Below are 13,997 nucleotides of genomic sequence, written 5' to 3'. Positions count from 1 at the left end.
CCGGACTCATGGCGCCCGCTGGACCGGGCAGCCCGCTCACACCGGCGTGAGCGGGCTGCCCGGAACAGAGGACAACCCTGTCAGGGTGTGCCGTCCGGTGCCGCGAGGCGGCTTCGGCGGCCACTGAGGACGGCAGCGATCGGGAGGGCAGCCGCCAGGCCGCTGAGCAGGATCGCGGCAAGCGCGCCCAGGACGGCGGGCTGGTCGTCGAAGGCGATACCGATCGCGGCCAGGGCGGGCCCAGCGTTACGTACCGCGGCGACGCCGCCCATGGCCGTACGGCGTACCGACGGACCGGTGGCCAGCAGGGTCCCGACAGCGAAGGTGACGGCCGCGAGCACGAAGCCCGCGAGGAGCGCGAGCGAGCCGAAGAGTGCCACCACGTCACTCCAGTTGCCGAACAGCATGCCCGCGAGGACGAACAAGAAGGTCACGTTCGACACCATGGCCGCCGCGGGGTGCCACGACCGTGCGGTGGGCGCGGCGTAACGGCGCAGCAGCAAGCCGACGACGAACGGCACGAGTTGCAGGACGGCCACGGTCCGCACCAGCGTCGAGACATCGAGGGAGACGTCCTTGCCGAGGCCCGCGGCGGTGAGGATGCCGTTGACGGTCGGGGCGAAGGTGAGGCTGCCTACGGCGGCAAGCAGCACCTGCATGGCCGCGCCGGCGACGACGTCCCCGCGTTGCACCATGGCCAGCTTCGCCCCGAAGGGCCCGCCCGGCGAGGAGGCGACCAGGACGAGCGCGATGAACGCCGCCGAAGGGAGGCCGAACAGCTCGCCGATGCCCCAGCCCAGCAGCGGGACGACCACCAGATTGGTGAGCAGCGCGAGCGACAGCAGCGGGACGTCGGTGAAGACACCGCGCAGCGCCGTGACGGTGGCCCCGAGGCCGGCCGTGAACATGGTGGCCGCGATGAAGATCACGGTGACGGCATTGAACAGCATGTGCAGGGTGTCCATGAGGCGTTCCCCTCAGTCGGCGGAGTACCTGCGGTGCCGACGCGCCCGTCGCCGTCCTGTCAGTCCTGGAGGTCACCGAGCCGGCGCAGGGCGCTCAGGCCCGGCAGAAAGCAGTAGGCGCCACCGCGGGTGACGACGAACCGCGGCAGGGGCGCCAGCCGCCGACGCACCGGCCGCCGGGGGATCGTGAAACCGGTGACGCCGTCGTGGGCTCCGGTGACAGGGTCCTTGGCCCCACCCGAACCGAAGAAGACACCGTCGTTCATCCATTGCGACTGGACGAACTCGAACTGCCGCCCGAGGTGCGCTCCGACGAACGCGAACATCAGGCCGCGGTCGGCCCCGTCGTCCTCCAGGACTCCCTCGGGCAGCGGCGGACCGTACACGGCGCCTCGTCTGATCATGCGATGCAGCCGCACCTCGCCATGATGGTGAACCCGTAGCACGCCGGCGTCTTCGGAAATACGGGACCGTATTTCCCGTGCTCGAGCTGAGTGGTGTCCTTGGGGAGGATCGCCGCCTGCGGCCTGATCTCCATGTGCGCTCCCGCCGCCAGTTACTGGCCGGAAACAATCTCTCTCATATTCGCACGGACCACATCCACCCGCCCGGGGAGCGGCAACGGGGGAGAGACACCCCTGCCCGGCCCGGTCGCACCGCGCCGACCGGCAGCACCGGCCAGGACCGCACCCCGGCATCCGGCCGTGGCGATGCCGACGCGGTACGCCGCCCGTCCCTTCGGCACCCGGGCATGGAGGGCCTGGCGGCAGGCAGCGATACTGATGCCCGGCCCACGGGGGATCAAGGGAGGACACATGAGCCAGGTCGTCACCGAGACCATGGTGCGCGTCGAGAACGTCCACAAGTCGTACGGTCAGGGAGCCGCCGCCGTCCATGCCCTGCGCGGCGTCTCCTTCGACATCCCCCGCGGTGAGCTCATCGCGCTCAAGGGGCGCTCGGGCTCCGGGAAGACCACCCTGCTGAACATCGTCGGAGGGCTCGACGTACCGGACCGGGGCCGGGTCACCGTGGAGGGCATGGACCTGTCGGAACTCGGTGAGGACGGCCTGCTGGCGCTGCGCCGGGACCGGATCGGCTTCGTGTTCCAGTCCTTCGGCCTCATCCCGATCCTGACGGCCGCGGAGAACGTGGGCGTGCCCATGCGCATGCGCCGGGCCGACGTACGGGAGCGCGAGGAGCGGGTCGAGCTGCTGCTGTCCCTGGTGGGCCTCGCCGACCACGCGGCCCAGCGGCCCGGCGAGCTCTCCGGCGGCCAGCAGCAGCGGGTCGCCATCGCCCGCGCCCTGGCCAACAACCCCTCGCTGCTGATCGCCGACGAGCCCACCGGCCAGCTGGACGCGGAGACCGGCCATGCCGTGATGGAACTGCTGCGCGCGGTCGTGCGCAGCGAACAGGTCACCGCCCTGGTGGCCACGCACGACGCGACGCTGCTCGACCTGGCCGACCGGGTGCTGGAGATGCGCGACGGGGAGATACGGGACGAGACGGGGGAGTAGGCCGGGCCGCCGCCTCACCGGGGTCGCGACCCGCGCACCTGCTGTCCGGTCACGGGCCGGCGATCAGCTGTGCCCGCTGTCGTCCGGCCATACGGTGATGTGGTCCTCCTCCAGATCCAGCGCCACCCGATCGCGCATGCCCAGCGTCCTCGTGTACTCGGCGGGCAGCTGGAGGCGGCCTGCCCGGTCGAGCATCGCGTACTCGCGGGCCACCAGCGTCTCGTGGCCGGTGGTCTCGTCGACCTCGCTGCGGCGCAGGACCTCCGTGGAGGTGCGGCCGTCGCGGATGGCGACCGTGCGGCGGACCTCGGTGGCCACGGCGCGGTCATGGGTGACGATGACGATGGTGGTGCCCAACTCCTCGTTCGCCGTGCGGAAGGCGGCGAACGTCTGCTGGGCGGTGTGGGAGTCGAGCTCGCCGGTGGGTTCGTCGGCGAGCAGTACCGCCGGGTCGCAGGCGAGAGCCACGGCGATGGCGACCCGCTGCTGCTGACCGCCGGACATCTCATGCGGGCGGCGGTCCCGGCAGTCGGCGACCTGGAGCAACTCCATGAGTTCCAGGGCATGGTCGGCGCGGGCCCGGGAGCGGCGCCGCCCGCCCGCCAGTTGGAGGGGCAGGGCGACGTTCTGGGCCGCGGTGAGATACGGCAGCAGGTTGCGGGACGTCTGCTGCCAGATGAAGCCGACCACCCTGCGCCGGTAGTGCAGGCGGTCCTTCGCGGTCATGGCAAGCAGGTTGTGGCCCGCGACCTGAGCCGCCCCGGCAGTGGGGGTGTCCAGGCCGGCCAGGATGTTCATCAGGGTGGACTTGCCGCTGCCCGAGGCGCCCACCAGGGCCATGAGTTCGCCCTTGCGGACGAGCAGGTCGAGGCCCTGGAGGGCCTGCACCTCCACGCCGTCCGCGGAGAAGACACGGACCAGACGGTCGCAGGTGATGAGGGCGTCGTGGCCGTAGGCGGGCCGCGCGCGGCTGGCGGTCGCCTTGTCGGCCAGTTCGGCGAGGGTGGGATTCGTCGTCATCGGCGGCATCGGGCTCCTTGGTCAACGGGGGACGCGGCCGGCCGGGTGCGCGCCGGAGCCGCAGCGTGCGGACGAGGGTCACCAGGGCGGGGGCTGCCAGGGTGGGGGCCGGGGCCGTCGGGGACGGGGTGCGCTGCCCTTCTCACCTCGTGTCACCTGCTCTCAACTCCCGCACCGCTCCTCGCCTCCCCGCCCACCACGCCTGTACGCAGGCGATTCCCACCGTCACCGCCACCACGGCCACCGCCGGCACCGTCAGCGACCAGGCGTCCGTGTGCAGCGGGGCCCGCTCCAAGGGGGCGATCGAGGGCGGCAGAGCCACCGCGATCAGGTCCATGCCGGGGGAGAGCAGGCGGATCGCGGCCCAGCCGGTCAGGACGCCGCCCACCGCGGCGAGCACGGCCTGGGGAAGGGACTCCAGGACGAGCAGGCGGCGGCCCTGCGGACGGGTGAGACCCATGGTGCGCAGCCGTGCGAGCAGCGCGATGCGCTCGGGAGCCGCGCGCAGGAGTGACAGGAGCAGCGCGAGCACGGCGTAGCCGGCGCCCGCCGCCACCGCCGCCGTGTAGAGGTGCTCCGCGCCGGCCTGGAGGGGGGAGTCGACGTACCGGGCCCTCTCGTCGGCGCGGAGGTGGACCGACACCGCGTGCCCGGCCGCCGCCTCGCGCAGAGCATGGCCGTCCGCTTCCGGGCCCGTCACCAGCAGCGCGGTCGGCCTGGCCGCGGTGGCGCCGAGGCCGGCGCGGTCCACCACCAGGAAGTCGGTGCCCATCACGGCCGGAGTGATGTCCCGGACGGTGACGATGCGGACGTTGACCCTGCTGCCGTCCTCCATCCTGACGGGGAACGGAGCCGAGCCGTAGGTGTCCGCCACGCTCGGGGAGGCCACGGCGGGCAGCACGGCGCCGGCCGCCGGGGCGCCCCGGCCCTTCTTCAGCGCTCCTTCGGAGAAGGCACCGAGTCCCGTCCGCCGCGTCAACTCCGCGTAACGGCCGGGATCCACGCCCACCACCGGCACCGTCCGGCGCCCGTCGTTGGGCTTCGCCTGGTACGCGACGCTCACTGCCGCCACGTCCCGCACGCCGGAGACCCGGCGCACCCGGTCGGTCAGTCCCGCGGGCAGCGGATCCGTCATCGACTCCAGCCGGGCGTCGGCCCCGACGGCGAGGAGCGCCGAGTGGTCCCGGGCCTCGCCGATACCCGCCAGGACCGAACCGCCGAACGAGGCCGTGGTCAGGGCGGTGAGCAGGGCGAGCAGCGGCAGCACCGCGGACGCGGAACTGCGGCCGGCCCGGGCCAGGGACAGATGGCTCACCACACCGCGCAGCCGCCCGGCCGGGCCGGCCATGCCCCGCAGGGGAAGGGGGTAGAGGCGTACCAGCAGCAGCGCGGCGATGACACCCACCAGCACGGGCGCCGCCGAGATCAGCTGATCGCCGGACCCGTCGGACGTGCCCTGCCGGCGCAGGCTCACCACCGCGCCGGCGGCCACCGCCACCAGCGTCAGCTCCGCGACCGTACGCCGCCGGGACGGGCGTACCGACGTCACGTCCTGGCGGAGCGCGGGGACGCGGACGAGCCGGTGGGCGGCCGCCGCACGCAGGGGGAGGGCGGCGCAGGCGACGACCGTGACCGCGAGGGCGGCCATTACGGCGGGCAGGACCCGGGCGCCGGGGAGGGCCCGCACCGCCACCGCCAGGCCGAGCGCTCCGGCCGGGACGGCGACCACCGCCGTCTCCGCGAACAGGCGGGCGGCAAGTCCCCGCAGCGAGGCGCCGCGGGCGCGCAGCAGGGCCAGTTCGGTGCGGCGGCGGTCGGCGGCCAGGCCGCCCGCCATCGCCAGGACGACGGCGGCGACCGTACCGCTGCCGAACGCCGCGACCGAGATCAGCGCCAGGACGCCGGAGTGCAGGCGGGAGTAGGAGGCGAGCACGTCGTCGAGCTCGGTGTAGGCGTCCGTGAGGGAGCCGGTGACCGTGCTCACCTGGTGGAGGCCGGGGCCCGACACCAAGGAGGCGAGAGCGGACTGGAGAGCGCCCAGATCGCGGGCGTGCAGGGTGTCCGGGAAGGGGGCCAGCCGCCAGTAGCGGTACGGCCGCCCCTCGGTGCCCAGGAGCGCGGGGGCCGCCTCGGGCGGCAGCAGCACGGCGCCGACCCAGTACCGGGCCGAGTACGGGTCGGCGGGCTTGACCCGCGTCAGCACGGGCGTGCGCAGCAGGGGGTCCGTCGCCCAGTAGGCGCCGTCCCGGTCGCGCGGGGCGACGATGCCGGTGACCCGGACGACGAGCGCGCCGCGGCCCGCGCCGGGAACGTGCAGTACCGAACCCACCTTCACGTGCAGGGTCTTGGCGGTGTCCGTGCTGACCGCCGCCTCCACCTCGGGCGTCGCCGTGGTGACCGTGCCGGAGACGCGGGGCAGACGGCCCTCGCTCAGCCGGGAGTGGCCGGCCAGGCCCGCCTGGGCGACGAGGGCGACCTTGGCGGGCAGCGCGTCCGGCCGGGGCAGCCAGCGGTCGGGCACCTGCTGGTTGACGGAAGTGGTCACGCCGTACGACGACTGGCCGAGGTCGGGGACGAAGGGGCGCTGCACGGTGCCGAGGATGCTGTCGTACTGGCGCTTCACGGTGGCGGGTCGCAGCGCCTGCTCACGCCGGCCTTGCGGCAGGTCCGCCAGGGGCGCCGAGGCGTACAGCTGGACGACGCTCCGGGAGGGAGGCACCTGCTCGACGGAGTGGCGCAGGCCCGCGTCCTCGTACCGCTCCAGCGCGCGCGGGAACGCGGCGGCCAGGCAGGCGGTCACCGCCACCAGCAGCGCGAGGGCGAGAGCGGCACCGGGGGCCGACCGCAGACGGGTGCGGACCCAGGGAGCGGCGGCACTCTCCACACGCCTGAACGGGATCACCATGTCACTCCCCCTCCCGCAGCACCCGCACCGGATCGGCCTGACGCACCGCCAGCAGCACCACGACGACGACCGGGACGGCGGCCACGGCCACCAGCAGCACGGCCACCCGCAACGGCGGCACCTCCACCAGCAGATCCGGTACCGGGCGGGTGGCCTCCCCGGTCAGGACGATGAGCGGCAGCACCGCACGGGTCAGGGCGACGCCCAGGCCCGTGCCCACGGCCAGCGCCAGCGCGACCAGCACGCCGTGCTCGGCGGCGACGGCACGGGCCAGCCGGCGCCGGGGGGCGCCCAGGGCGCGCAGGATCGCGAACTCGGCGTTCCGCTCGCGCAGCGCCCCGGCCGCGCTCACCGCGAACCCGAGCGCGGCCAGCAGCGCCGCCGCCCCGGCCGCCGCGGTGAACGCGGCCTGCGGGGCCGCCCCGAACGGGTCGTCCCGCAGCTCCGCGGCGATCTCGTCGCGCACGACGATCTGCCCGGGATCGAGGTCGGGCCGGGCGCGCAGAGCGGCGGCGATGCCCGCGCTGTCCGAGGGCGAGTCCGGCCGCAGCCACCACTCGGTGGGCGCGAGGGCGGCCCCGTAACGCACCTGGAGGAACCGGTTCACGGCGTGCAGATCGACGAGTACGGCGCCGCCGTCCCCCTCTCCCTCCCCGCCCTGCGCCGTCGGCAACTGCCGTACGGCGCGCACGATCCGCACGGGCACGCTCTGCCCCTCGAAGGTGAGGTCCATCGTCTGACCGGGGCGGGCCCCGCCGGACGCGAGGAAACGGTCGGTGGCCAGGGCGGCCACCGCGGTGGTCCGGGGCTGTGTCACCTGCATACGCAGCGCCAGGGACGGGGTGAGCCAGGACTGGTCGGACGGGACGTAGCCCGTGCCGTACACCAGGGTCGGGTGCGCGGCGGCGCGCACGCGCGGGCGGCCCGGGGAGGTCTTGGCGTCGGCCGGGCCCTCCCCGTAGGTGTCGGAGGCCGCGGTCCAGGACGCCGGCAGGGGTACCCGCCGGGCCGTGCCGGCGGCGGTCGCCGCGGTCAGGGCGTCGAGGGTCAAGGTGTGCTGTTCCGCGTGGAGGGGCGGCATGGGCAGCATGAGCTGTACCCCGGTGAGCGTCAACGGTCCATGACCGCTCGGCAGTTCGACGGACAGGGGGTGCGGGCGGCCGTCGGCGGGGAGGCTGCCGGACGGCAACGGGTAGGGGACGCCGTGATCGTCCTCCAGCGTCTGGGTCACGGTCGCCGCGCTCTTCGTGCCCCGCACCGAACTGCGCAGACTCGCCGTCAGCGTCAGCCGGGTCGCCCCCGCGGGCACGCGCGCGCCCGCCGACGCACCGGACGCACCCAGCTCCGCCAGCAACTGCTTCGCCGGGACCGGCGCCAGGTCCGGACGCAGCAGGACGGTGTCCGCCGCGTGCGCGGTGTCCAGTGCCAGCACCGTCGCCGTGCGGTCCCCCGACAGCGGCAGGGTCGTCCGCACGGCCGGGACGGCCTCGCGCACACGGGGCACGGCCGCGTAGTCCTGTGTGCTGCCCAGCTCGGCGGGGCCGTTGCCCAGGACCCGGACCGGCGCGCCCGCCGCGAAGTCGGCCTGGTCGCCCTGCGAGCGCTCCCAGGAGGAGCCCTGGCCGATCGCCAGTACGCCGAGCGCGACGGCCAGCACGAGCAGAAGCACGGGACCGGCGCCGCGCCCCGGACGGCGGCTGAGCTGCCAGCCGGCCAGCGCTCCGGCCAGTCCCCGCCCGCTCGTCGTGCGGCGTTCGACGAGCCGGGCGGCCGTCGGCAGCAGACGCAGCGTCAGGACCGCGCCCGCCAGCAGCGCGAGGGCGGGCGCGGCGACCAGCAGCGGGTCGATGCCCCAGGCGCCGGTCATGTCCGCGCTCACGGCGCCCGACGTGCGGCTGTCCAGCCGCCAGTAGGCGACCCCGGCCACCGCCACCAGCCCCAGGTCCGCCCCGGCCCGCAGCGGAGCGGACAGCGAACGGGCGCGCAAGGTGCGGAACCCGCTCGACGCGACCGCCGGAACCGTCACCGCCAGCGCGCACCCCAGCGCCACACCGGCCGCCGTCAGCCACACCCCGGGCCGTCCGCCGGCCGGCACCTCCAGGTCCAGGCCGAGCCGGGCCAGCGCCCCCCGCTCGGCCAGCAGCCGGACCAGCGGGCCGGCCAGCAGCGGGGCGATCAGTAGCGCGGGCCCCGCCAGCAGCAGCGCCTCCCGGGCGGCGAGGCCGGCGAGGGCGGCGCGCGAGGCACCGCGGGCGCGCAGCAGCCGGGTCTCGCCGGTGCGTTCGGCAGCGAGCAGCCGGGCCACGAGCAGCAGCGCGCAAGCCGCGAGCAGGGCGAGCTGGAGGGCGACGATCAGGAGAGTGGAGCGGGAGACGAGCAGCGAACGCTCGACCCGGTCGAGGACCGCGGGGAGAGCAGTGGTCGCGGTCGCCCGGCCGGCCGTACCGCCCTTGCTGCCGTCCCCGGTGGGCAGCTTGAGCAGGGCGGCCGGCCCGGTGCGCGCGGAGGCACGCAGGGCGTCGATGCGGCCGGCGGTGAGGCGGGTGAAGTCGGCGGTGGCGAGCCACGCCGACGGCCCGTCGCTCACCCGGCCGCCGGTGACGACGGAGGGCGCCGTCAGCAGGGGGCCGTAGGTGGTGAAGGCGGACGTCCGCACGCCCCGGCCGCCCAGTTCGTCCAGCAGCCAGTACGGGGAGGCGGGTTCGGCGGGCCGGTACACGCCGGTGACGAGGATCCGCACCGGCGGCCCGTCGAGCCGGTCGGTGACGGTGAGGCGGGCGCCCGGCGCCAACCGCAGCCGCCGCGCGGCGGTCTCGGGCAACGCCACCTCGACGTCCGACGTGCCCGCGTGGGGCAGGCGCCCCTCGCTGAGCCGCACCTGCGTGGAGTCGAGCGCCGCGAAGTGCGTGAGGTCGGGATCGTCGCCCGCCCGGGTGGCCGCGGCCCGGGTGGTCGCGGGCAGGGCGTACGGGCCGGAGCGCACCAGCGTCCGCACGGTAACCGGCAGCCCGTCGAAGGTACGGCGCGCTCCCTCGCGAACGGCGGTGTCGGCGGCGGGCCGCCGATCGGCCGCGACCTCGGCCTTGACGACCAGCGCGGCGTCGGCGGCGTTGCGCGGCTCCGCCAGCGAATGGCGCAGGGCCGCGTCACCGATCGCGCTCGAGTACGCGGCCAGCGCCGCCAGCACCGACGTGGCCAGCAACACGGTGACGAGCGCGGCGGCGACCAACGTGCGATGCGCCCGCGCCCTCGCCAGCACGAGCACGGCACGCCCTGAACGCACCCCGGAACTCCCCCCGTACGTCGCCACCCGGCTTCCCCCGAACCTCCGTCGTCACCGTCACCCGGACCTTCCGGTGATCTTGTCAGACCGGACGCAGTGGGGTAAGCGGTGGTGAAGCGGCCTTGACCGGATCGTGACGGCGTCCGCGCGGGCAAGCCGGCTTCAGCCGTCACTCCAGCCGGAAGCCGTTGCGGACGGTGTCGACCCCGATGCCGAGGGAGCCGTGTGCGGTGGATAGGAGTGCGCGTGCCCGAGGCCGGTAGTGAAGCGGGGTCGTGGTCTCGGCGGGCGGCGCGGCGGTGCTCGCCTGCCGCGCTGGTGTCCCCGGCATCGGTCCCCGCCGGCTTCCCGGCTCCGCCGCCTGCGGCTCGGGGTCGTGACATCGCACGGGGTGCGCACGTGAACTACGTATGCCGGAACCGTCTTGTCTGCTGGGAGCGGTGTGCGTGCGCGTGGACGCCCTGAGTTTTCCTGTTCCGTTCACGTGTTCTCTGTCTATGGTGACCACCGCGTGCGGTGGATCCTGACCAGTCCGGACACACGCGTCAGTCATTCGGCGACCGGGGGAACACCGTCGCCCACGGGGAGGGGTTGCTTCGCCATGCCGTCGTACCGGCCGTCCTCGGCGGGCTGGCCGTCCAGCCCGACCTGATCGGCCGTGGAGCGGATGCCGGCCCGGTGGGTGACTCCTACGACTGGCATGTGGACACGGGTGCCGAGCAGTTGAGTCAGTACCAGTGCCTCATGGCCGATGTGCTGCGGCTGGGCGGCCCGTCCATGGCCACGACCGCGCAGGACGGCCTGAACCAGCCCCCCGGCCAGCTTCATACGCTCGCCGACCGCGAGTGCTGGGAGAAGACCCCGCTCGCCGGCTAGTACGAGGCGGACCGGGACGCGGCGCGCAAGGAGCTGGATGCCCTCCATGCAAGGGGAGCCCGACAGGCACCCAGACACACGGTGTGAACGGCTGACTTTCCAACCCGCGGGTGGGCCCGTGCCGGCAACAGGACGGGCCCACCCGCCGACGTATTTCGAAGGCAGGGCAACTCACCATGGCGAGGCAGCGTGAGCAGTACGGCATTCTCTACGAGGGCGACTTCGGCCTCAGCGCACTCGCCGAAAGGCTGTCCGTGACGGCCGGATCCCCCGACGAGGCACAGGCACTGCGTCTCGCGTCCGAGGTCGCCGCTGCCACCGAGGGCGAGGGCGCGGTCGAGCTGGGCGTCGACGTGCGCTGTCTCCTGGACTCTCCGTTGCCGGACGACATCGTCCGCACGGCGTGGCTCGCCGCCGCGCACGGGCGCTTCGATCCGGCGGCGTGCGAGTCGGGCGTCCGGGGCTGGCTGCGCCGGCTCGCCGAGCGCTGGCCGCAACTCGAGCGCAGACACGCCCCCGGACACTGGTATGCCCGGCCGAACCTCAACGAGGAGGAACTACGTACGGCCGTCGTCGCGGAGATCCGCGCATCGGCAGTCCCGGTCGGCCGAGGCGTTGCCGACAGCGGCCACGTCGCACTGGCGTCCGGAGCGGTCGCCGAGTCGCTGGAGGCCGTCGAGGAGGTCGTCACCGACGTTGATGCCGACCTCGGATTCCGGCTGTTGCTGCGGTTGCTCGCCATTGTGACCCCGTCCCTCACCCAGGAGCAGTACAGCCACTACCGGGCACTCGGCACGCGGTTCGGCTACGGCGAGGACCACGTCACCGAGAGACTGGAACAGCTCATTCGGCAAGGCTGACCACCGGGCGGCAGGGGCGGTCACGACGTGCCCCGCCCCGTCCCGGGCAGAGTCGTCAGCTGTGCCGCCAGGCCGACGGGGCGCCTCCTCCGGCATCGTGAACCTCTGCACCGGACGCAGGGGTGTGCGACATCCCATGAGGTCTCCTGGGGCTCACTGAGTCTCTGGTCTCGTGGCCAGGGCGTTCCTCCCCGACGCGATGGGCAGCGTTTCGAGAGCCGGCCTGATACAGGAGTGACGCCCGGTGCCCCCGCGGCCGCCACCACGTCAACGCCCGGCGCACGAACATCCTTTGACGCCGGCGGTGCGAGCCCACCGCACGGTGACCTCCTGATGCGCCGAGCCGTCCGAGCTCCCTCTCACACCTCGACGTGCGAGCCCATGATGACCGTGCGGTCGCGGGGAAGGCCGAAGTACTCGGCGGCATCGGCCGAGATGTAGGAGGTGGCGATGAACAGCCGCTTGCGCCAGGGCGCCATCGTCGGGGCCTTGCCGCGCCGGAGCTCGATCTTCGACAGGAAGTAGGACACCTGGTCGAGTTGCAGCGGCCCTTCGGTTTCGGCCGGGTCGAGCAGAGCCAGCGTGGCGGGCACGTCCGGTGTCTCCATGTAGCCGAACCGGGCGGTGACGTGGATGATCCCGTCGTCGGCATACCCGAGGTCGTCGATGGCGATCCGCTGGTCGGCCGGAACGCGGGGCACGGGCTCGGTCCCGATGGACAGGATCACGACATGCTCGTGCCGTACATGGTTGTGCTCGACGTTGGCTCGCATGGCCAGGGGCGCGGTCTCCTTGCCCCGGTTCAGGAAGACGGCCGTGCCGGGCGCCCGGAGCGTCTCCATCCGCCCTGCGCGGAGGTGGTCGATGAACTCGGGCAGCGGCCCTTCCTGGCGTGCTCGTTCCGCGGTGACGAGTTCGCGGCCCCGTTGCCAGGTCGTCATGACCGTGAACGCGGTGAGGGCGATGAGCAGCGGCAGCCACGCTCCGTGGACGATCTTGGTCATGTTGGCCGCCATGAACAGCAGGTCCACGGACAGCAGCACGCCGGCGCCGATGGCGAGCAGCCACCGGGGCGTACCCCACTTGGCGCGGGCGACATAGAAGAAGAGCAGGGTGGTGATGGTGATGGTGCCGGTGACCGCCATGCCGAACGCGTAGGCCAGCGCCGCGGAGCTGCGGAAGGCGAAGACCAGGGTGAGTACCGAGACCATCAGGAGCCAGTTGATCCAGGGGACGTAGATCTGGCCGATGGTGGATTCGGAGGTGTGTGCGATGCGCAGCCTCGGCAGGTAGCCGAGCTGGGCCGCCTGGGAGGCGACCGAGTACGCGCCGGTGATCACGGCCTGGGAGGCGATCACGGTCGCCGCCGTCGCCAGGACGACCATCGGCCAGCGGCCCCAGTCGGGCACGAGCAGGAAGAACGGACTGCTGATGTTGTCCGGATCGTCGAGGATCAGCGCGCCCTGACCCATGTAGCTCAGGACACAGGCGGGCAGTACGAGGAACATCCAGCCTCGGGTGATCGCCCGGCGGCCGAAGTGCCCCATGTCCGCGTAGAGCGCCTCGGCGCCGGTGACCGCGAGCACGATCGCGGCCAGCGCGAAGAAGGCCGTGCCCCAGTGCCCGAAGAGGAAGCCCAGCGCGTACGTCGGTGACAGCGCCTTGAGGATGTCCGGGTGGTCGGCGATGCCGGCGACGCCGCACGCGCCGATGGCGACGAACCAGACGATCATGACCGGCCCGAACACCCGGCCCACCGCGGCGGTTCCCCGGCGCTGCACCAAGAACAGCATGATGATGATCACCGCGGTGATGGGCACGACCGCGCTGCCCAGCGACGGCTCGACGACCTTGAGCCCTTCGACCGCGGAGAGCACCGAGATCGCCGGGGTGATCATGCTGTCACCGAAGAACAGCGAGGCACCGAAGATGCCCAGCGCGGCGAGTACGGCGGCGGCCTGCCGCCCACGTTGCGAACTCCACCGCCGCAGCTGGGTGATCAGCGCCATGATGCCGCCCTCGCCGTCGTTGTCGGCGCGCATCGCCAGCAGCACGTACGTGACCGTGACGATGACCATCACCGACCAGAACACCAGGGAGACCACCCCGTACACATGGTCCGTGGTGACCGGGACGGGGTGCGGGTCGCTCGGGTTGAACACCGTCTGGAGGGTGTAGATGGGGCTGGTGCCGATATCGCCGAAGACCACGCCGAGAGCACCGATGACCACCGCGAGGCGCACCGAGTCGTGCGCGCTCGCCCGGCGGACCTCCGGTGCCCGTGACGCGGATCCGTCATCCGACGCGGTTCCCTGCTGGCGGTCGGCCATGGTGTTCCTCCTCGGTGCCGGCCGCCGGCCGCGGACTCGGGGCATCAGGGCGGACGATACCGATCCCGGGCCTGACCGTCGGCAAGGGCGCCGCTCTGTCTCCCTCGGTGTTTCTGACGCGGTCTTCGGCAGGAGCAGGAAGGTCGCCACGGCAGCGGCCGCCATCGACGCCGTGAACACCACGTCGTGGTCGCTGTGGGCGGTGCCGACGGGGAGAGAGCCGGACCTCACCGGCGATGAC

9 protein-coding genes are annotated in these 13,997 nt (G+C 73.4%); 3 read left to right on the top strand and 6 right to left on the bottom strand.

Annotated elements, in window-relative coordinates:
• Positions 1–80: 80 nt before the first annotated feature.
• On the bottom strand, positions 81–965 hold the full coding sequence (locus OHB41_RS00865; RefSeq protein WP_266696025.1) for a bile acid:sodium symporter family protein: 885 nt from the start codon (positions 963–965) through the stop codon (positions 81–83).
• 59 nt (positions 966–1,024) lie between these two features.
• Complete coding sequence (locus OHB41_RS00860; protein ID WP_266696024.1) at positions 1,025–1,369, bottom strand: Dyp-type peroxidase; 345 nt, start codon at positions 1,367–1,369, stop codon at positions 1,025–1,027.
• A 411-nt stretch (positions 1,370–1,780) separates the two neighbouring features.
• On the opposite strand from OHB41_RS00860, the gene OHB41_RS00855 reads away from it, so the two are divergent.
• Complete coding sequence (locus OHB41_RS00855) at positions 1,781–2,482, top strand: ABC transporter ATP-binding protein (RefSeq protein ID WP_266696023.1); 702 nt, start codon at positions 1,781–1,783, stop codon at positions 2,480–2,482.
• 63 nt (positions 2,483–2,545) lie between these two features.
• Here OHB41_RS00855 and OHB41_RS00850 read toward each other — a convergent pair whose 3' ends face one another.
• The 3 genes from OHB41_RS00850 to OHB41_RS00840 form a co-directional block, all read right to left on the bottom strand.
• Entirely contained in the window at positions 2,546–3,502 is a 957-nt protein-coding gene (locus OHB41_RS00850; protein WP_266696022.1) for an ABC transporter ATP-binding protein, read from the bottom strand.
• Positions 3,503–3,644: 142 nt separating this feature from the next.
• Positions 3,645–6,407 carry an FtsX-like permease family protein gene (locus tag OHB41_RS00845; RefSeq protein WP_266696021.1) on the bottom strand — a complete coding sequence of 921 codons (2,763 nt, stop codon included), beginning with the start codon at positions 6,405–6,407 and terminating at the stop codon, positions 3,645–3,647.
• Between the two features lies 1 nt (position 6,408).
• Positions 6,409–9,690: an FtsX-like permease family protein gene (locus tag OHB41_RS00840; RefSeq protein ID WP_266696020.1), complete on the bottom strand. Its 3,282-nt coding sequence runs from the start codon at positions 9,688–9,690 to the stop codon at positions 6,409–6,411.
• 591 nt (positions 9,691–10,281) lie between these two features.
• Between OHB41_RS00840 and OHB41_RS00835 the strand changes: the two genes are divergently transcribed.
• Both OHB41_RS00835 and OHB41_RS00830 read left to right on the top strand, forming a co-directional pair.
• Positions 10,282–10,566, top strand: a complete 285-nt coding sequence (locus OHB41_RS00835) for a hypothetical protein (protein WP_266696019.1) — start codon at positions 10,282–10,284, stop codon at positions 10,564–10,566.
• A 176-nt stretch (positions 10,567–10,742) separates the two neighbouring features.
• Positions 10,743–11,426 (top strand): hypothetical protein, encoded by a 684-nt coding sequence (locus OHB41_RS00830; RefSeq protein WP_266696018.1) that lies wholly within the window; start codon positions 10,743–10,745, stop codon positions 11,424–11,426.
• A 359-nt stretch (positions 11,427–11,785) separates the two neighbouring features.
• Here OHB41_RS00830 and OHB41_RS00825 read toward each other — a convergent pair whose 3' ends face one another.
• Positions 11,786–13,756, bottom strand: coding sequence for a potassium transporter Kup (locus OHB41_RS00825; protein ID WP_266696017.1), 1,971 nt, complete (start codon positions 13,754–13,756; stop codon positions 11,786–11,788).
• Positions 13,757–13,997: the final 241 nt, after the last annotated feature.

Origin of the sequence: Streptomyces sp. NBC_01571 (genome assembly GCF_026339875.1) — a bacterium.
GTDB lineage: Bacteria > Actinomycetota > Actinomycetes > Streptomycetales > Streptomycetaceae > Streptomyces.
The sequence above is the reverse complement of the archived record's forward strand: the minus strand, read 5'-3'. Positions and strand labels throughout refer to the sequence as shown.